We start from the raw sequence: 20,627 nt of genomic DNA on the forward strand, positions 1-20,627 counted from the left end.
TTATTGTTTAAACGATTAACCTCTACCCTGTATTCCTCCACCTGTGACATTTGTATATGTAGTTCCTCCTACATGTAACGTCCCTATCTTAAAGCTTGGAGAGCCATAATGACTATGCTCTGTCCACAAAAGATGTCTCATATTGGCTGTATCATACGTAAAGCCACTCCATACATAAAAATTATTTATTGTCAATCTGCCGTCAAAACCATTGTCGTCCTTGGTAAAAAAATACACCCCTTGTCCCGGGTTATCCAAAGCTGCTGTTTGGGTAGAGATATCCAATGTGTTGATAGTTGGGTTCTTCTCATTAGTTGCTTCAATTCTCAATTTTGTAAGCGTCATTGTCGCCGGTATCTTTATATCCAAACCATTTGCCTTCGTAACGATGGTGAAGTCTGTCACATTTTTAAATAGATATAAACCTAAAGTATCTTGTTGTGTTGACATCTCCATTTTTAGCTTAGTAAGCGCTTCGATCTGTTTCAGGGGTACTCCTTCTGTCTCGTAGTTGGAGTTTGTCGCCTTGGCAAGACTTTCGCTAATCAATCCGTCAAACCAACAATTAATCTTCGGCAGTTCTATTGCAGGCAGATCTGGATCTTCCACCCAATCACCTACAGCTACTTCAAATGCTATCGGATCACCCGCTTCGGCACCGAAGGTGAGGGTGAAGTTGTATTGACGACCGATTTCAAAAACATGCGAACCGTTATTCGCCAATGCATCGGCTACTTTAAAATAAACATGTTTAGAAGTCGTTGCAGAGCCGGCATAATAAGTACCCGGATCGTTGGCATCAATAAATGCTTTATAGGACACTTTTACCAGGAATCCTCCTGCATCTACATCATTCGGATCTCCGAGTTCCGTCTCCTGAGGCATCACCATCAGGGCGTTGGTCGGTCCTAAAATTGAATGGAAATTAGACGCATCCTCTTTCACATAGACCGAAGAGTTACCCAGATCGAGTGCTATCGAATCGACTGCTCCTACGGGAGTCCAACCGACAACCGGATCCGATGTATCAGTATACGTAAAACTTCCTGTAGTCGGGATCTCTATTAAATCGATCGTTCCTGATTTATTGATATTGACAAGTCTCACGCTGTCGATCAGGTAAGTAAGTCCAGACGGCTCTTTTCTGGCAGAGAAGGTTGCCCGCGAAAGAACGTGAGCGAAATTAAAGGTGACAGGGCTTTTTGTCAATACCCCTGTTCTGGCCAACAGGAAGTCTTCCTGTGATTCGTTGTTAGACGGATCAGGAACAGTGTACTCGATCGCATCGCCTATATAGTTATAAAGTCCTTTATTATTCGCCACATTTTTAGACGAAGCCGGGCTATAGGCAAAGAAATGAACACCGGAACCTTTTGAAGGCCAATAAAGCTTCGGATCGTAATCCCACTCACCCATAGCTACCGCTTCGCGGCGGGTGATATCGAATGCATTAAAGAGGTATCCTCCGTCAGCAGAGTTTGCTATATTGCCTGTACCATTTGTTGTTTTATCCCACCATCCGGTAACGGTAAAACCAAGGATGTTGGATTCAGTCGTGATTGTTGCACGTGTATTGCTTCCTTTATCGATAAAGGAGCGGAAATTGATCTCGTTATTCGTTGCCGGAGTTTCAAGTTTGTTGATTTCTTGATCCTCAGAACAGGAGACCAGTGCCAAGGTGGCTGTTACCACCATTAAAAACATTTTCTTCATACTAACCATAATTTAAAACTTTCTTTTTGTTATTTTATTTATCGCTTTTATTCTCTATACGTTTCTTATTTCAATTCTACGATCACCTCGTCGCCCCATTCACCAACACCGATCTCAAAACCGCTTCCCGAACCACCTTCGCCCGGATTGCCCGGATCGATTTCCGGTATGCCACCGCCACTCTCGTCGCTGTTGGGATCGTTCTCGATCAGGATATCGTAGCCGTCGCGTGCCAGTTTGGCCGGTCGGTCGGTCATCGACTCCTGTATCTGCCCGGAAACATTCCATGAGGCGTTGTAATAGGCGCTCGACTTGGAGTAGACCTCCATCGTAAACCAGTTCTCGTAAGGCGCCCGGGGTGCGAAGGTATAAAACTCGCCTTCCAGGTAGCCGTATCCCTTCTTTTCGTCGTATCCCACTTTCACATTGCTGAACAACATGGTCGAACGGGTGTCAGTCGAATTGTTGGTGTGGAAAATATAGACCGCTGCCATGCCCGATGCGGCGCCGCGTGCATCTTTTACATATTCCGATCCGATGATTTTATTCACCCGGTAGGTAAACTGACGCAGGATGTTTTTCGGATAGAAGTTGAGCACCAACTCTTTTTCATTATTTGTAAAATAGGTTGAGAAGTTTTCCTCCCAGGCATGCACATAAAATTCGCTGCCGACAGGGGAGTTGACTGTTTTCTCGTTGATCACCGGGGCTGCATATTTATTATATGTGGCCCGTGTTGCTCCGGAGAAATAAGCTTCGAAAGCGTCCATCTCCGTTTCGTTGCGGAAATAGATATTCGATGCGTTGTAGTCGTAACAGAATGGTCTGTAGTCGACTCCTTCATCAAGATTGATGTATTTCTCTCCGCTGGTGGTTACATTATCACGTCCATAGTCGCCCACGCCTGGGGTCTGCGAGAAGAGGTTGATACGCATGGTACGCGCCTGTGTATTCGGTTCGTCCCAGTTGATCACCACTTTGATCGATTTATCGCCAACATTTCCTCCACAGAGATCTTCGCCAAGGTCTTTGTGTTGACAGGAGAGAGCCACCCAGGCCAGCAACAGCGTTAAAAGTAAATTCCTTTTCATCGTTGTGCCCCCTTTCTCTCTTTTTTGTTGTTCACACCGCTACCGATCTGCCAGACAAGTGAAACACCAATTTTAGTCGGACCGAAATAGGTCCGGTTATGGGTGCTTAACAATGGGAAAACACCCTCTTCACAATTGCTGACTTTATATTTTTTATATTTTCCACCGAGGTATCCACCACCAATACTGAACTCGAGGTTGAATCGACGTCCGATAGGCATCGCATATCCAAAGGTTAGTCCACCGGAATAACTCAAGAGGCTCTGCTGGCCAATATCGCTGTTTTTATCGGCAAACAACCGGATGTCGTAATCCCCACCGAATCCGTAAAGTCCCACAAACCAGCCGTTCAACGGATTTCCTGTACGGTTTCCAAACCAGCGGCGCACTTCGGCTCCACCCATCTGAATACGGTGATAGTTGTATTTATCGGCTCCGGTATCCCACCACGACCAGTTGCCTTCGACAAGCGCCGACCATGCGTAACCGCGTCCGAACGGTATTTCGACAGAGAGGTTGGGCAACAGGGCTGCGTCGTAAAGCATATTGGTTTTAACAGCCATAAAGAAAGGCTTTTTCTCTACCTCGCGGAAGACAACGACTTCCTGTGGTACGTAGACGATCGACTCGAGGTAGACCGTATCCGAATAGATTTTATATACAGTATCCACAGGTACACTCACATTGGTGTCATTCTGCACCTCGAAAGGACGAGGTTGATTGTCTTTTTTGAAATAGATCATTCCTGAAACGCTTCCCCGCAGATAAGGCAGGATATGTGTCATCAGATATTGATAAGGACGTCCTCCTCTGAGTGCCTGCATCTGTCTTTTTTGCGCTTCCCGGCTAAGTTGCTCATCATATAAGATATATAATAGTTCGTTCCGGTAAGGTACATTCCAGTCGTTCTCGACCATGGTAGTCAATCCATCCCAGTCCTCTCCGGCAGAGAGTGCGTAGACTTGATCGGCTTGAAGTTGCGGATAGTTCAACAGGATATGATTTTTAAGTGCCAAGGCACGCAGTTCAGATAAACGGCTGTTGTTCAACTCGTCTCCTTCCGGCGAGGCGCTTCCTGTAACGCTGATGAAGTCGACATCTTCTATCGGATTTTCAGTGAGAATCCGGTCGATCACCCGAAGTGCATAAGCGTTGTCCATATAATCGCGTTCAATGAAAGTCCGGTTGACCCGGAAATGGATACGAACATTCTGCGTAATGGCGCTATCAGCAGGTGTATTTATTGTCGCTTTTAAAGGAAATATGATCAGCGTGCTACAATATATAAATACAATTAATTTTATCGCTTTTAAGAACATTCAATAATCAGTTATTACTCATGCGAAATACTTTGAAAAACAATACAAAATTAGGAAAGCCTGTCGATATATACAAATATCATAAGCCTGTGAGACTCAAAGTTACGCAATTAGGTTTATTAAGTTTGGCAATTTACATTTTTTGCCCGTTTTTCCTATAAAACAGTATTTTTCTGCATTTTGTTGTGAACAGATAAAAAAATATTTTCGTCAACACACCTACTTTCTGCTTCCAGAGCGGATTTTACCTTATTCGATTTTTTTCAAAAAAAGTTTAAAAACAGAACAAAGGGCTAAGCACTAAGCGTCTACAAACCGTTAAGCACCCAATAATGTTATTTTTTCTTAAAAATTCCGTTTTTTGAGGAAAATCAAGACAGAAACAGCTAAAAAAAGAGGAAAAAAGAGAGAAATGAGTACCGACACGCACTCATTTATTGAAAAATAGTATATTTGACGCCATAACTTCTAAACTGAAAAATGATGACTCTACTTATTGTTCTGGGTATTATAGTGGTACTGGCTATTCTGGTTGCTTCGATGTACAACACGTTGGTCAAACTGAGAAATAACCGCGAAAATGCATTTGCCGATATCGATGTACAGTTGAAACAGCGTCACGATCTGATTCCTCAACTGGTGGATACGGTCAAAGGATATGCTTCGCATGAAAAGGAGACGTTGGATCGGGTGATCAGTGCCAGAAACGGTGCGATGAATGCACGAACCATCGATGAAAAGATCGTCGCAGAAAATCAACTCTCCTCTGCCCTATCGGGTATGCGTATTACGCTGGAGGCTTACCCCGACCTGAAAGCCAACCAGAACTTCCTGCAGTTACAGGAAGAGGTGTCGGACGTTGAGAATAAACTGGCTTCGGTCAGACGTTATTTCAATTCGGCAACGCGCGAATACAACAACGCCGTACAAACGTTCCCATCGGTACTGATTGCCGGTATGTTCGGATTTCATAAAGAGATGATGTTCGACCTGGGCGAACAACGGACTACTTTGGAAGAGGCGCCGAAAATCAGTTTCTAAATTCCTCCTATGCAATATGTAGGCATACAAACCCAAAAGAGCAGGAATAATATACGTTCATTGCTCCTGCTCTTTTTGTTTCCCTGCCTGGTGGTCGGGATGGTCTTTCTGTTTTGTTATATACTGGTTCAACTGACAGCCAACACTCAACAGATCGATCTGTGGCAAACGACACTCGATATGTTTGTCGAGATCGCTCCTTATGCGATCGGCGGCGTACTGATCTGGTTTATTATCGCCTATTTGACCAATACCCGCATTATCAATTCGGCTACAGGCGCCCGTCCTTTGGAACGCAAGGCAAATAAACGGGTGTACAACCTGGTGGAGAACCTCTGTATGGCTCAGGGAATGGATATGCCGAAAATCAATATTATCGAAGATCATTCACTCAATGCCTTTGCCAGCGGGATCAATAAACAGAGTTATACCGTGACGGTCTCCAGGGGATTGATCGATAAACTGAACGATGAAGAACTCGAGGCGGTAATTGCCCATGAGTTGTCACATATCCGCAATAACGACGTGCGTTTATTGATTATCTCAATTGTTTTTGTCGGGATATTCTCAATGATTGCACAAGTTGCACTTCGCACAGTCTACTACTCTTCAAGATCGCGCAATAGCCGTAGCGAGAAAGGCAATGGTACGATCGTTATTATACTGGCAGCTTTGATTGTGGCCGCTATCGGTTATTTCTTCTCGATCCTGATGCGGTTTGCCATATCCCGCAAACGTGAATACCTGGCAGATGCAGGAGCCGCAGAAATGACGAAAAACCCATTGGCTCTGGCCAGTGCCCTGCGAAAAATATCCAATGATCCCGATATTGAAGCGGTCACCCGGGAGGATGTGGCTCAGCTTTTTATCGAACATCCCGGTAAACAATCCAAAAGTGCACTCAGCGGATTAAGCGGACTATTTGCCACCCACCCTCCTATCAAAGAGCGAATCAGGGTATTGGAACAATTTTAACCCTCTTTCTCTTCATTCAGCAACAAATTGCCTTGATCGTTAGTTATACTATCAAAGACTTAACTAAAATAAAGAAAAAATGAAAACGTATTTAAAAGATGCGATCATCAATCGCAGAACCAATTACAAACTAAGTCCTCAATCACCAATCTCGGACGATGAGATACAAGAGATCATCCGTTTTGCCGTAAAACATATCCCTTCGGCTTTCAATTCCCAGTCGACCCGCATCGTACTCCTGTTAGGAGAACAGCATCGGAAATTGTGGGAACTGACCAAAAGCGTATTAAAAGGGAATAAAACGGATGAACAGTTTGCATCGACAAAAAACAAAATCGACAATGCGTTTGCTTCGGGATACGGTACTGTCTTGTTCTATGAAGACGGACAAGTTATCGAAGCGTTACAGGAAGCATTTCCAACCTATAAAGAGAAGTTTCCGGAATGGTCGCACCATACGTCAGCTATGCATCAATTTGCTCTATGGACGATATTGACGGATGTTGGTTTTGGAGCCTCGTTGCAGCATTACAATCCATTGATCGACGCATCCGTTGCCCAGACATGGTCGATCGAGCCACACTGGAGACTGGTTGCACAAATGCCGTTTGGCCTACCTACACAGCACCCCGGTGAAAAAGAATTCAAACCGGTGGATGAACGGATCAGGGTTTTTAAATAAATATTGTGTTTTTTCAGGCAAACATATAATTCAAAATAAATAAAGCGGCCAAAATGTACATCGTCAATGAAACCTCCTTGTATTTACCGCTTAACAATTTGATTAAGACATAACACAATAGTCCGAAAATCATTCCGTCAGCAATGGAATAGGTCAATACCATCATGAGAATCGTCACAAAGGCGGGAAGCGCTTCTGATATATCTTCCATATCGATCTGATGAATGGCATCCATCATCAACACGCCCACCAAAACCAACGCTCCTGTTGTTGCTGCACCCGGGATCAATAAAAAGATCGGAGCAAAGAATAAGGCGATAAGAAACAATACACCTGTAACGAAGGAGGTTAATCCTGAACGGCCTCCTTCGGCAATCCCTGAAGCACTTTCCACATAAGTGGTAATCGTAGAACTTCCCAACATCGCACCGACAGTCGTACCGATTGCATCCGACATCATCGCCTCTTTTACCCGGGGGATGTTTCCTTTTTCATCCATGATACCGGTTTTGGAAGCCAGTCCGACCAACGTACCTACCGTATCGAAAATATTCATAAATAAAAGCGTAAAAATAATGACCGCCATATCGAGGGTGAAAAACTCGGAGAAATCGAACTGACAGAAGGTCGGAGCCAACGAATGTGGCATGGAGACCGGCAGAAAATCGTTGGAAATTTCTGTTACACCCAAAGGTATACCAATCAATGTGCAGAGCAAGATGCTGTAGAAAAGAGCCCCTTTTACCTTTTTAACCATTAAAACACCACTCAGCAAAATACCCACCATAGCCAGTACGGAGGCTGAGGTAAACTCACCCAATTTGACAAATGTTGCCGGACTGGCCTCGATTATGCCGGCATTCTTTAAACCGATAAAAGCGATAAACATACCAATCCCTGCCGAAATAGCGTAACGGAGGTTCATTGGTATACTGTTTAATATAATCTCCCGGATATTCAGAAAAGTAATTAAGATAAATATAACCCCTTCAACAAACATCGCCGTAAGGGCTGTCTGCCACGAATAACCCATCCCTTCAACCAGTGTAAATGCAAAAAAAGCATTCAATGCCATGCTGGGCGCCTGGGCAAAAGGAAGTTTGGCCATAAACGCCAATAACAAGGTAGCTATGGCAGAGGCCAAAGCTGTCGCCGTAAAAACAGCCGCTTTATCCATACCGGTTGTTCCCAGGATCGAAGGATTTACGGCGAGGATATAACTCATAGTCAGAAAAGTAGTAAGTCCGGCAATCACCTCTGTTCGGACAGTCATATGTTGTTTGTCAAAACCGAATAAACGTTGTAACATGGGATATCGTTTTATTGTATTTGTTATTTTGATTAATAAATGGCTTTAGCTACTTTGCTGACACTGTCTGAGGCCAGGAAAGTATAAAAATGGAGACTCGGCACCCCCTTTGCGATTAATTCACGACATTGTTGTATACACCATTCTACGCCTACGATTTTGGCTTCCTCATCGTTTTTGCATTTTCGCAACTCTGCGGCAAACGGTTCCGGAATGTCGGAACGGAATATTTTAGGTAATATGGTCAATTGATTCTTCAAAACGACAGGTTTGATACCCGGGATAATCGGTACGGTAATTCCTTCTGCCCGGCAATAGTCGACAAAGGCAAAATATTTTTCGTTATCGAAAAACATCTGTGTAACTAAATAATCGGCTCCATTTTTTACTTTCTCTTTCAGGTAAAAAATATCAGACGCCAGATTAGGTGCTTCTTCATGCTTTTCGGGATAACAGGCCATGCCATAGGAAAAAGGTGTTTCATTGGCTTCGAATGTGGAACCATCCATAGCTGTTCCCTGATTGAAGGCATTAACCTGCTGTTGCAGATCTGTTGCATAGTTGTGATACTGGGAGGGATCAAGCGATGGATCGAGGGTTTTGACATCGCCACGCAACAACAGGAGGTCGTATACGCCTAGGAAATTCAAATCAATCAGTGCATATTCCGTCTCTTCTTTGGTAAATCCTTTACAGATAATATGAGGAACAGCCGGAATATTATACTTGTTTTGTATGGCTGATGCGATCGCAACCGAACCGGGACGTTTGCGAATGTTGACCTTCTGAAAACTCCCGTCGGGTAATGTTTTGTAAATATATTCACTGTGGTGAGATGTTATATTGATGTATTTAGGATCAAACTCCCATAATTTATCGATTACATCATACACTTTCTGAATGCTATTCCCTTTCATCGGAGGTAAAATCTCGAAAGAAAAGGCTGTTTGTGAACTATGGTTGATCAGGTCGATCACTTTGTTTCTTTTCATATACAATTTCCTACATTTTCGTGACAAAAGTAACAATTATACTGCAAAATAGCTTACATTTGCGTCCACAATCTAATTAACTACGGATATGGAAAATATGAATTGGTCTGATCTGTCATTTGGTTACATGAAGACAGATTATAATGTTCGATGTTATTATCGCAACGGGAAATGGGGAGAATTAGAAGTATCCTCTTCGGAAATTATTAATATTCATATGGCAGCTACTTGTCTGCATTATGGGCAGGAAGCGTTTGAAGGACTTAAAGCGTTCAAAGGGAAAGACGGAAAAGTGCGTATCTTCCGTATGAAAGAGAACGGAAAACGTATGCAAGCATCCAGCCGTGGCATCAAAATGGCCGAACTACCTGTCGAGACGTTTGAAGAAGCGGTATTGAAAGTAGTCAGGCTCAACGAACGGTTTGTTCCTCCTTACGGAAGCGGTGCCTCTTTGTATATCCGTCCTTTACTGATCGGACTAGGTGCGCAGGTGGGTGTAAAACCTGCTGATGAGTATATGTTCCTGGTTTTTGTAACGCCTGTCGGTCCGTATTTCAAAACAGGCTTTCTCCCTTCTAAAGTATGTATGATGCGGGGATATGACCGTGCGGCTCCACTGGGTACAGGAACGATTAAAGTAGGTGGAAACTATGCGGCCAGTCTGGCAGCCGGCGAACTGGCTAAAGAGAAAGGATACGCTGCTGTGCTTTATCTGGATCCGAAAGAGAAAAAATACTTGGACGAATGTGGTCCGGCGAACTTCTTTGCAATCAAAGGGAACAATTATATCACACCGAAATCGGAATCGATTTTACCGTCTATTACGAATAAGAGCCTAATGCAGCTGGCTGAAGATATGGGAATGACCGTTGAACGTCGCCCTGTACCGATTGAAGAATTGGCCACCTTTGAAGAAGCGGCCGAATGTGGAACTGCTGCTGTTATCACTCCGCTGTCTCAGGTCGACGATCTGGACGAAGGTAAATCATACGTATTTACAACAACGAACAAACCGGGTCCGGTTTGTACCAAGCTATACCAAAAGCTAACCGGCATACAATGTGGAGACGAACCTGATCCGTATGGATGGGTGACTATTCTTTAAAAAAGTTTAAAATGAACAGTTGATAAACGGGACAAATTCATCAAATTATCAAGTCCAGATTATCAATTGTTCATTATTTTGCTATCTCGGTATTGCAAAATAAGGAATATTTTCTATCTTTGTGAGCCAATTAAAACGGTTGAACAAGTGGAATCTTTCTTCAAGACACATAAATACTTGGTTGATCATCTCTACTCTCCGGTACGGAGAGGTCTTATGGATGAAATAAACTGGAATGATCGATTGATCGGTATTAAGGGTTCCCGTGGTGTTGGCAAAACAACTTTTCTGTTAAATATCGCTCGTGAGCATTTCGGTGCCGATAATAAAGAATGTCTATACATCAATTTAAATCATTTCTATTTTACCGAACGCACCCTTATTGACTTTGCTTTCGAGTTCAGAGCCAAAGGGGGTAAAGTATTGCTTATTGACCAAGTGTTTAAATACCCCAACTGGTCGAAAGAGTTGCGGTATTGCTACGATCATTTTAAAGATTTAAAGATTGTCTTTTCGGGGTCATCGGTGATGAGACTGAAAGAGGAGAATCCGGACTTATCCGGTAAAGTGTCCTCCTACCACTTGCGTGGTTTTTCGTTCAGGGAATACCTGAATCTAATGTCCGGGAATGAGTTTCCAGCCTACACATTTGAGGAGATCATGCAACGTCATCAGGAAATTGCCCAACGGATCTGCTCGGTGGTCAGACCCATGGCCTATTTTCAGGATTATCTGCACCACGGTTTCTACCCTTTCTTTCTTGAGAAACGCAATTTTTCGGAAAATTTACTGAAGACAATGAATATGATGCTCGAAGTAGATGTTTTATATATCAAACAAATCGAGCAAAGTTATCTTCCTAAACTTCGCAAACTGCTTTATTTACTGGCAATCAGTGCTCCATGCACTCCCAATATCAGCCAGTTAAGTAAAGAAATAGAAACATCACGGGCAACTGTAATGAATTATATCAAGTATCTGACAGACGCCCGATTGATGAGTATGTTATATCCGGTAGGAGAAGAATTCCCAAAAAAACCGGCTAAAGTCTATCTGTACAACTCTAATCTGATGTATCCTATTCGTCCGGAAGAAGTGAATGTACAAGCTGTGCGTGAATCTTTCTTTTTTAATCAGTTAATCAAAGACAATCAACTGAATGAAGGAAACAAAAACATACAGTTTCTGGTAAACGAAAAATACAATTTCAGGATTGAGGAAAATATACGTATCAAAAACAACCCTGATTGGTATTACGCTGTAGATAAAATAGAAATCGGAGAAACAAATATAGTCCCGTTGTGGTTATTTGGATTCTTATATTAGGCAAAAGATTTTCAATGAGATAAGGATTGCTATATACGCTTTTGCTCCTCTCACTGTGAATCACTAATCACTTAAAAAAACAATATTATTAATACTAATAGTTACAAGGTATGACAAAAAAGAAGAAATTTTTAACCTGTGATGGAAATCAAGCTGCTGCACACATTTCGTATATGTTTAGCGAAGTAGCTGCGATCTATCCTATCACCCCTTCGTCTACAATGGCAGAATATGTGGATGAATGGGCGGCCGCCGGACGTAAAAACATTTTCGGTGAAACGGTATTGGTACAGGAGATGCAATCGGAAGGTGGAGCAGCAGGTGCTTTACACGGTTCTTTGCAGGCTGGTGCTTTGACAACTACGTATACGGCATCTCAGGGCTTGTTGCTGATGATTCCTAACATGTATAAAATTGCCGGAGAATTACTTCCTTGCGTATTTCATGTATCGGCTCGAACGCTGGCATCTCATGCCTTGTCTATTTTTGGAGATCATCAGGATGTGATGGCTTGTCGTCAGACCGGCTTTGCGATGTTGGCAGAAGGTTCGGTTCAGGAAGTGATGGACTTATCGGCCGTTGCTCATCTGGCTACCCTGAAATCACGTGTTCCTTTCCTGAACTTCTTCGATGGATTCCGTACATCTCATGAGATTCAGAAAATTGAATCATTGGAAAATGAGGATCTGGCTCACTTGATTGATCAAAAAGCATTGGCAGAATTCCGTTCCCGTGCACTGACTCCAGAAAATCCGGTGGCTCGTGGAATGGCTGAAAATCCGGATGCTTTCTTCCAACACCGTGAATCAAGTAATACCTACTACGAAGCAGTTCCTGCTATCGTTGAAGAATATATGAACGAATTGTCGGCCATTACCGGACGTAAATACGGATTGTTTGATTATTACGGAGCCGAAGATGCCGACCGCGTAATTATCGCCATGGGTTCTGTTACGGAAGCGATCCGTGAAGCGATTGATTATCTGACTGCTAAAGGCGAAAAAGTCGGCTTAGTCGCTGTTCATTTATATCGTCCGTTTTCTGCGAAACATTTCCTGGCTGCAGTTCCAAAAACAGCTAAACGTATCGCCGTACTCGACCGTACCAAAGAGCCGGGAGCCACAGGAGAGCCATTGTATCTGGATGTGAAAGACTGCTTCTACGGACAGGTAAATGCTCCGGAGGTTGTTGGAGGCCGTTATGGTTTATCTTCCAAAGATACGACTCCTGCTCAAATTCTTTCCGTCTACGAGAACCTGTCGATGAACATGCCGAAAAATCAGTTCACCATCGGTATTGTAGATGATATCACATTCACTTCTCTTCCGCAGAAAGAAGAGATTGCCATGGGTGGCGAAGGGATGTATGAAGCAAAATTCTATGGACTGGGAGCTGATGGTACTGTCGGAGCAAACAAAAACTCGATTAAAATCATTGGTGACAACACCGATAAATATAGCCAGGCTTACTTCTCTTACGACTCTAAAAAGTCCGGAGGTTTTACCTGTTCACACCTTCGTTTCGGTGACGAGCCAATCCGCTCGACCTACCTGGTGAATACACCGAACTTTGTGGCGTGTCATGTGCAGGCTTATCTGCGTATGTATGATGTCACTAAAGGATTACGTGAAAACGGTACATTCTTGTTGAACACGGTATGGGATGGTGAAGAGTTGGCAAAACATCTACCCAACAAAGTCAAACGTTATTTTGCACAAAAGAATATTTCCGTATACTATATGAATGCGACACAGATCGCACTGGAGATTGGTTTGGGTAACCGCACCAACACCATCCTGCAATCCGCATTCTTCCGCATTACAGAGGTAATCCCTGTTGACCTGGCGATCGAACAGATGAAAAAGTTCATCGTTAAATCTTACGGTAAAAAAGGGGAAAACATCGTCAACATGAATTATGCAGCTGTTGATCGTGGAGGTGAATACAAACAACTGACGATCGATCCAGCTTGGGCGAAGCTATCGGATGATCAGGCGGAAGCCAACAACGACCCGGCCTTTATTAACGAAATTGTTCGTCCGATCAATGCACAAGACGGCGATTTATTACCGGTTTCTGCTTTCAAAGGTATTGAAGACGGTACATGGATGCAAGGAACAGCTCAATATGAGAAACGCGGTGTTGCTGCATTTGTTCCTGTATGGAAATCTGAAAATTGTATCCAGTGTAACCAGTGTGCATATGTCTGTCCTCACGCTTCTATTCGTCCGTTTGTACTGGAAGAGGCCGAATTGGCTTATGCGCCTAAAGTTGATTATCTGGAAGTAAAAGCCCCGGCACAATTAAAAGGTATGCAATTCCGCATTCAAGTGGATGTTCTCGACTGTCTGGGTTGTGGAAACTGTGCGGACGTCTGTCCTGGATTCAAAGGTACAAAAGCACTGGAAATGGTTGCTTTGGAATCACAACTTGATGAAGTGCCGAACTGGAACTACATGGCTAAAAAGGTGAAAAGTAAACAACATCTGATTGATGTCAAGATGAATGTGAAGAATTCACAGTTTGCTACTCCATTGTTTGAATTCTCCGGTGCATGTTCCGGTTGTGGAGAAACACCTTATGTCAAATTGGTTTCTCAGTTGTTTGGCGACCGTCAGATGATTGCCAACGCGACAGGTTGTACCTCTATCTATTCGGGATCGGTTCCTTCTACTCCATATACCAAAAACGAGAAAGGACAAGGTCCGGCTTGGGCAAACTCATTGTTTGAAGACTTCTGTGAATTTGGTATGGGGATGCAACTGGCTAATGAAAAAATGCGCGAACGTCTGGTAAAACTGATGAACGAAGCGATAGCTAAAGATTGTCCTGCCGGCGGTAAAGAGTTGTTCGAAGCATGGATCGCCAACCAGAATGATGCAGAAAAAACACGTGAACTGGCCGATCAAATCAAACCATTGGTTGAAGCGAATGCGGCTAAATGCGAGATATGCCAACAAATCGCTGAACTGAGTCACTATCTGGTGAAACGTTCACAATGGATTATTGGTGGTGACGGAGCAGCTTACGATATTGGTTATGGCGGTCTCGACCATGTTATTGCATCCGGTAAAAATGTAAATATCCTGGTACTGGATACCGAAGTGTATTCAAATACAGGAGGACAGTCTTCAAAGGCTACTCCGGTAGGTGCCATTGCCAAGTTTGCAGCAGCAGGTAAACGTGTACGTAAAAAGGACCTGGGTATGATCGCTACAACCTACGGATATGTATACGTTGCCCAGATCGCTATGGGAGCTGATCAAGGCCAAACCCTAAAAGCAATCCGCGAAGCTGAGGCTTACGACGGACCATCTCTGATCATCGCTTACTCTCCATGTATCAATCATGGATTACGTCAAGGTATGGGTAAGAGCCAACAGGAAGAAAAAGATGCAGTTGCTTGCGGATACTGGCACCTGTGGAGATATAATCCATCCTTAGAAGAAGAAGGTAAAAATCCGTTTACACTGGATAGCAAAGAACCGGATTGGAGCAAGTTCCAGGACTTCTTGAAAGGCGAAGTACGTTTTGCCTCTGTGGCCAAACAATTCCCAAATGAAGCGGCGGAACTATTCCAAGCAGCGGAAGACAATGCCAAATGGCGTTACAACAGCTACAAACGTATGCTCAGTTTATCTTGGGAATCACAAGAAGCTTGAAAGTCTGATTAATGATCATTTGATAATTTTCCTAAAGGAGCGGACCATCGTGTCCGCTCTTTTTTTAATCCATTCCTTGTGCTTCGTGCTTTTATCTCTACCTTTGCACGCAGTTAGAGATATAGAGTTTTTATAGGGAACACATTTATGATAAAAGCAGTTTTTTTTGATATCGATGGTACACTTGCCAGTTTTAACACCCATCAGGTTCCTCCATCCGCCAGAGAGAGTATCAATCGTTTACGAGCCAAAGGAATCAAGGTATTTATTGCTACCGGTCGTCGTTTTCAATCGATCAACAACTTAGGAGATTTAGAATTCGACGGGTATATTACATTAAACGGCGGGTATTGTCTGCTAGGCAAAGAGCAAGTCATCTATAAACAGAGTATTCCCCATGGAGATATTCAGGCCATACTACACTATCAGGAAACGGTTCGGAAGTTTCCATGTGCATTAGTCCAGGAGAATGGGATCTATATGAATGAGATCGACGAACAGGTTCGAAGCGTATTCGAAATGTTGAACTTCCCTTCTCCCCCCATACGTCCCTTCAATGAGATAGCCGATCAGACGACCTATCAGTTGATCGCCTTCTTTACCCAGGAACAAGAGAGAGAGATTATGACAGTTATGCCTCATAGCGAAACAACTCGTTGGAATCCGGTATTTACGGATATTGTACCGAAAGGAATCAATAAAAGTATTGGAATCAACAAAATACTCGAACATTATGGGTTCACGATTGATCAGACAATGGCCTTTGGCGATGGAGGGAATGATATTGCTATGCTCCAACATGCCGGAATAGGTGTTGCTATGGGAAATGCAGATGAAAAAGTAAAAGCCTCTGCCGACTATGTCACCGAAACTGTCGACAACGATGGTATTTATCAAGCACTCATCCGATATAAACTACTTTAAGACGTCTTTTCTGTTAAAATAAGCTAACCAAACTCTCATACGTGTTAAATAACACCTAAATATATGTTTTTCGAGTATGTTTTAAAACATATTTCCAGTTGTTATGGTTATCTTTGTAGTGGATTCAGAAAAGAGTCCTTTAATATTAACCGAACTTTCCAAGTGTGGAAAGTAAATAAACAAAGTCATTAGAATTATGAAACAAAATGAAAGAAGCCAAAGAACATTGGCTATGTTACGCTATCAGGCAGAACATTATCAAGCTATGGGAAAAGGATCAATGAGTCAGCAGGTTACCGCTGAAATCCGTCGTTTAACCAATGAGTTAAATGCAAATGCAGTTAAAAATTAAATACTGCATTCCCTTTTAAAAAACAGATTTTTCAAATAGAGTCGTCTCTTACCCCTGTCAACAGGCAGCATGGTGAGAGATTTTTTTTATACTTTTGCCAAGAACTATCAATCTTCATCATTTGCGCCATATGCATATAATAAGAATCGGGATATATTTATTTTTCTTTTTCCAAATGACCCTCCATGCTCAAACAATACAGGAAAAGGGATTGGCTGTCATCAATCAATCAACAGCGGAGAGTTATATCCATTTTTTAGCCCACGATCTATTGGAAGGACGTGAAGCCGGAACCCGGGGTGGTGCTCTTGCCAGAGAATATATCATTACTTGCCTGAGAAATCTCGGGATTCAACCTTTTAACGACTCATATATCCAACCATTTGAGGCCTACGCTCGTGAACGACAAACCCGTGGACGCTTTCAGGTCGACATCGATTCCATTTCTATTTATAAAAAAATTGTTCATCGCAAACTATCACTATCCAATATCTTAGGAAAAATCGAAGGGAAAAGAGCGGGAGAATATGTGATCGTAGGTGCACATTACGATCACTTGGGTATTGATCCGACATTGGAAAACGATCAGATCTATAATGGAGCCGATGATAATGCCTCAGGCGTATCTGCCGTTTTACAATTAGCCAAAGCCTTTCTGGCTACCGGACAGCAACCCGAACGGACTGTTATTTTTGCATTCTGGGACGGAGAAGAAAAAGGGTTGTTAGGTTCCAAATACTTTGTACAATCATTTTCTCAAATTAACCAAGTCAAAGCGTATCTGAACTTCGACATGATCGGCCGTAACAACAAAGAAGAGGTTCCCGAGCAAGTCGTCTATTTCTATACCGAAAGTCATCCTGTTTTCGGCGAATGGCTCAAAAATGATATTGTCCGATATCAACTCAACTTAAAACCTGATTACCGCCCATGGGACAGACCGGTGGGAGGAAGCGACAATGCCTCCTTTGCTTTATTGGATATTCCGGTCATCTGGTATCATACCGATGGGCATCCCGATTATCATATGCCAACAGACCATATAGAACAGCTGAATTGGAATAAACTAATTAACATCACCAAGGCGTCTTTCCTTAATCTATGGAATCTGGCCAATGAAAAAGAGTTCTGATAAAGACTACAACTCTTTTTTATTTCAGCCATTTATCAGCAAACCGAATAAATTGCTCCCAATCATAATCAGTCACATCATGTACTCCGGTTCGGATATGATAACCTACCCGGCTCATTACCGGACTGTTAACAGGCGGTACTTCCTCTACAGTTAATCCTTTGTAGTTATATAATTCATATACGGGACTTACATACTTAGCAGCTAAAAATTCTCCTTTCGGATCAGCCCATTTATCATCTTCCGCACTGGCAACATATAGCGGTCTTGGTGCAATCAAGGCCAGCAGTTCATGCTGGTCGAACGATAATTGTTGTTCATTTCCGGCATAATAGTCGAAATTCTTACAAAACCAATAAGGGAAAGAAGAGGTAATTATATCAATCGTTTCTCCATACTTCCGCTTTGACAGGGCTGCACCTCCGCAACCCGAATTATTGGAAATAACAATAGAGAAGCGTTGATCTTGTGCTCCTGCCCACAGAGCAGCCTTACCCTGCCGGGAATGCCCCATCAGAATCACTTTAGATCCATCTATTTGCGGATCGGTTTCCAGATAATCCATAACACGACTCATACCCCAAGCCCAGACCCCAATAGCTTGCCAGGTATTGGACTTAATTTCAGTCGTGTTATTATATCCGAAAAAAGGCATCATACTATCTTCATATTGATCCGGAGCATCTCTAAAAAAATCTTGATAACAGACAGTGGCCACACCGTAACCTGCCGCCAGGATCTTCTCTATCGGCCAACGATTTTCACGTCCTCCTCTTTGTATAGACCCCTTCTCTTTTCGGGAAGGTGATGGGAGGATATTCGGATCATTGCAGATTCTTTCATTTCCAAGATAATTGTAACAAAAGAAAAGCGGTACCCGACCTCCTACCTGATTGGGCAGATAAAGCAACAACATGACATCACGCTGATGAGTGCCATCGGTAAACTGCAACAACACCTGCTTACTCGTAGCCTTTCCTTCAAAAGCCTTTTCATAAATAGCTTTTATTTCATATGTAACAGGTATACTTTTATCCGGAGTGATCCCATAGACCTGATCGGCAAAAACAGAACGTATTTCAGGACGACACTCCTCCTCCCACTCTTCCGTTGAGATCACCTTTTCTCCCTTGGAATTGATCAGCAAAGGGGATAATACAAAAGAAGGCACCTTACTTTCGTCGTAATTCGGCTCTTCTTGTTGAGCATGTAATGAGAAGCAAACTGTAATCAGACATAAAATAATCAGCCTTTTATTCATAACGTATTGGTAAAATGAATTAGCTCAAACGAAACGCTTATTCAATACTGAAGTTCTAAGATTTTTTTGTAAAAATACTAACACTAATTATAGCGATTACCGATAAAGGAAGTGCAAATAAAATCGGATCAATCGCATACCAGGGATAAACATCTATAAGCACATCCTTGCCAAATAACGCCCGGCAGATGCCAATAGGTGCCGCTTCTGCTTTATGCAAGAAAATCATGGCAAACAAACTGGCTAACGCACCGACCCACAGGCTGGCCAAAGCACCCTGACGGGTGGCTCCTTTCCAATATAACGAACAGAAATAGGCCGGCAAGAATGTCGCGGCACATACGCCCATAAACAAGGCGGTACCTCTTGCTATTATGCTAGCACTCAACACATAACATATCGCATAACTGAGTAATATAGAGCAGAGCACACCAAATCGAACACCTAATGAGGAGTTTTCATTCTTGGATCGTCCCAGTTTAGGAAAGATATCCGCACCAAAAGCACCACCCATAGTGTGGAACTGGGCGCTTAATGTCGACATACTGGCCGAAAGAATACATAACATGAATAAGGCTCCAAACCAGTCCGGCATCGCCTTATCTATAAATAAAGGAATGATTTTATCCATATCCCCCACCATATCAGCGGCCACCTTTCCCTCCGTTTTATAGAAGAAGATATTCGACAATGAGCCGACATGATAGATCGATCCGACTACAAAAAAGATGAACACACAACCGATCAGTACACCCCGATTCAGCTGTTTGGTACTCTCAACAGTCATAAAACGAACCACCAACTGCGGCTGAGCCAAACAACCGATTCCTACCCCCAGGATCAATGAAGTCACCAAGGTATACCACTGAGGTGATCCGGCAACAGGCATAGCTGTCCAACCCTGATGTCCTAATGCTTTAAAACGTTCAGGCACCAACGGAGCCATCGAAGTCAATTCCTTGTTGGCCTCTGCAAATCCCATATCCATCGTATGATAAAACCAGAACAACAAAAAAGCCATACAGACAAACATGATTGTAGCCTGCATCGCATCCGTATACATCACCCCTTTCAGACCGCCAGTGATCACATACGCCGCAACGATCAACGTAAATATCAACAGGGCCAGGTCAAGATCTATCTGAAACATTTGCTCAATAAAGACCGCACCACCTTTCATCACCACAGCCGCGTACAAAGGCATTCCAACAAAGATGATCACAGCGATAAAAACCTGAACAAGCCGTGAATTATAATGTAATCCTAAAAACTGGGCAAATGTCCGGGCATTGTATCGTTCACCCAACTGACGGGTTCGACGACCAAAAAAGATAAAAGCCACAATCACGCCCATCAGCATATTCAGCATACACAGCCACTGAATACCCATCCCGAAAGTCGCGGCAAACCCACCAAACCCTACAATGGCAGAAGCGGAGATAAATGTAGCGCCATACGACAGCGCCATGACGATCGGATTCGTCTTTCGTCCGCCTAATAAATAATCGGTAGCATCTTTCGAACGTTTATACCCGATATAGCCAAACCAGGCAATCAAAAACATATAGAGAATGACCACTACACCTAAAGTCAATGTACTCATTTTTTTGCTTCTTTTTCAGGGTTAGTACTCTCTTTATCCGTTTTGTTCCATGTTGAAATACCAAAATAAAGGGCAAAAACAAGGCAACCAAAAGCTAACAAATAAGCCAGAATTATTCCGGGGTCATCTATTCCGAACAT

17 protein-coding genes are annotated in these 20,627 nt (G+C 43.0%); 9 read left to right on the forward strand and 8 right to left on the reverse strand.

What is annotated here, in order from left to right; all coding sequences use genetic code 11:
* Positions 1–15 precede the first annotated feature (15 nt).
* From M2135_RS08445 to M2135_RS08455, 3 genes are all read right to left on the reverse strand, one after another.
* Entirely contained in the window at positions 16–1,713 is a 1,698-nt protein-coding gene (locus M2135_RS08445; protein WP_280748052.1) for a fimbrillin family protein, read from the reverse strand.
* A gap of 65 nt (positions 1,714–1,778) precedes the next feature.
* The gene (locus M2135_RS08450; protein WP_280748053.1) at positions 1,779–2,804 is read right to left on the reverse strand and encodes a DUF5119 domain-containing protein; all 1,026 of its coding nucleotides are present in this window, start codon (positions 2,802–2,804) and stop codon (positions 1,779–1,781) included.
* Positions 2,801–4,123 (reverse strand): DUF3575 domain-containing protein, encoded by a 1,323-nt coding sequence (locus tag M2135_RS08455; RefSeq protein WP_280748054.1) that lies wholly within the window; start codon positions 4,121–4,123, stop codon positions 2,801–2,803. The genes M2135_RS08450 and M2135_RS08455 overlap by 4 nt, the downstream gene beginning before the upstream one ends.
* Positions 4,124–4,606: 483 nt before the next feature.
* Here M2135_RS08455 and M2135_RS08460 point away from each other — a divergent pair, with 483 nt between their 5' ends.
* The 3 genes from M2135_RS08460 to M2135_RS08470 all read left to right on the forward strand — a co-directional run bounded on the left by M2135_RS08460 (position 4,607) and on the right by M2135_RS08470 (position 6,821).
* Positions 4,607–5,164 (forward strand): LemA family protein, encoded by a 558-nt coding sequence (locus M2135_RS08460; RefSeq protein ID WP_280748085.1) that lies wholly within the window; start codon positions 4,607–4,609, stop codon positions 5,162–5,164.
* Positions 5,165–5,173: 9 nt separating this feature from the next.
* Positions 5,174–6,139 (forward strand): M48 family metallopeptidase, encoded by a 966-nt coding sequence (locus M2135_RS08465; protein WP_280748055.1) that lies wholly within the window; start codon positions 5,174–5,176, stop codon positions 6,137–6,139.
* 79 nt (positions 6,140–6,218) lie between these two features.
* Complete coding sequence (locus tag M2135_RS08470) at positions 6,219–6,821, forward strand: nitroreductase family protein (protein WP_280748056.1); 603 nt, start codon at positions 6,219–6,221, stop codon at positions 6,819–6,821.
* A gap of 13 nt (positions 6,822–6,834) precedes the next feature.
* Here the strand turns inward: M2135_RS08470 and M2135_RS08475 are convergent, their stop codons facing one another.
* On the reverse strand, positions 6,835–8,130 hold the full coding sequence (locus M2135_RS08475; RefSeq protein ID WP_280748057.1) for an NCS2 family permease: 1,296 nt from the start codon (positions 8,128–8,130) through the stop codon (positions 6,835–6,837).
* Between the two features lie 32 nt (positions 8,131–8,162).
* Positions 8,163–9,122 (reverse strand): methylenetetrahydrofolate reductase [NAD(P)H], encoded by a 960-nt coding sequence (metF, locus tag M2135_RS08480; protein ID WP_280748058.1) that lies wholly within the window; start codon positions 9,120–9,122, stop codon positions 8,163–8,165.
* Between the two features lie 88 nt (positions 9,123–9,210).
* Here metF and M2135_RS08485 point away from each other — a divergent pair, with 88 nt between their 5' ends.
* From M2135_RS08485 to M2135_RS08510, 6 genes are all read left to right on the forward strand, one after another.
* A complete protein-coding gene (locus tag M2135_RS08485; RefSeq protein WP_280748059.1) occupies positions 9,211–10,227 on the forward strand; it encodes a branched-chain amino acid aminotransferase in 1,017 nt (338 codons plus the stop codon).
* 147 nt (positions 10,228–10,374) lie between these two features.
* Positions 10,375–11,553 carry an AAA family ATPase gene (locus M2135_RS08490; protein ID WP_280748060.1) on the forward strand — a complete coding sequence of 393 codons (1,179 nt, stop codon included), beginning with the start codon at positions 10,375–10,377 and terminating at the stop codon, positions 11,551–11,553.
* Positions 11,554–11,663: 110 nt separating this feature from the next.
* Positions 11,664–15,215, forward strand: a complete 3,552-nt coding sequence (gene nifJ / locus M2135_RS08495) for a pyruvate:ferredoxin (flavodoxin) oxidoreductase (protein WP_280748061.1) — start codon at positions 11,664–11,666, stop codon at positions 15,213–15,215.
* 147 nt (positions 15,216–15,362) lie between these two features.
* Complete coding sequence (locus M2135_RS08500) at positions 15,363–16,139, forward strand: Cof-type HAD-IIB family hydrolase (RefSeq protein ID WP_280748062.1); 777 nt, start codon at positions 15,363–15,365, stop codon at positions 16,137–16,139.
* Positions 16,140–16,335: 196 nt separating this feature from the next.
* Positions 16,336–16,491: a hypothetical protein gene (locus M2135_RS08505; protein WP_280748063.1), complete on the forward strand. Its 156-nt coding sequence runs from the start codon at positions 16,336–16,338 to the stop codon at positions 16,489–16,491.
* Between the two features lie 130 nt (positions 16,492–16,621).
* Positions 16,622–17,623 (forward strand): M20/M25/M40 family metallo-hydrolase, encoded by a 1,002-nt coding sequence (locus M2135_RS08510; RefSeq protein WP_280748064.1) that lies wholly within the window; start codon positions 16,622–16,624, stop codon positions 17,621–17,623.
* A gap of 19 nt (positions 17,624–17,642) precedes the next feature.
* On the opposite strand, the gene M2135_RS08515 is transcribed toward M2135_RS08510, so the two are convergent.
* From M2135_RS08515 to M2135_RS15550, 3 genes are read right to left on the reverse strand one after another with little or no spacing between them, the layout of a single operon-like run.
* Positions 17,643–18,884, reverse strand: a complete 1,242-nt coding sequence (locus M2135_RS08515) for an acetylxylan esterase (protein WP_280748065.1) — start codon at positions 18,882–18,884, stop codon at positions 17,643–17,645.
* Positions 18,885–18,939: 55 nt separating this feature from the next.
* Positions 18,940–20,487 (reverse strand): sodium:solute symporter family protein, encoded by a 1,548-nt coding sequence (locus M2135_RS08520; RefSeq protein WP_280748066.1) that lies wholly within the window; start codon positions 20,485–20,487, stop codon positions 18,940–18,942.
* A complete protein-coding gene (locus M2135_RS15550; RefSeq protein ID WP_348537110.1) occupies positions 20,484–20,627 on the reverse strand; it encodes a symporter small accessory protein in 144 nt (47 codons plus the stop codon). The genes M2135_RS08520 and M2135_RS15550 overlap by 4 nt, the downstream gene beginning before the upstream one ends.

The sequence above is a fragment of the Parabacteroides sp. PF5-9 genome, assembly GCF_029893105.1.
Lineage (GTDB): Bacteria > Bacteroidota > Bacteroidia > Bacteroidales > Tannerellaceae > JARXWG01.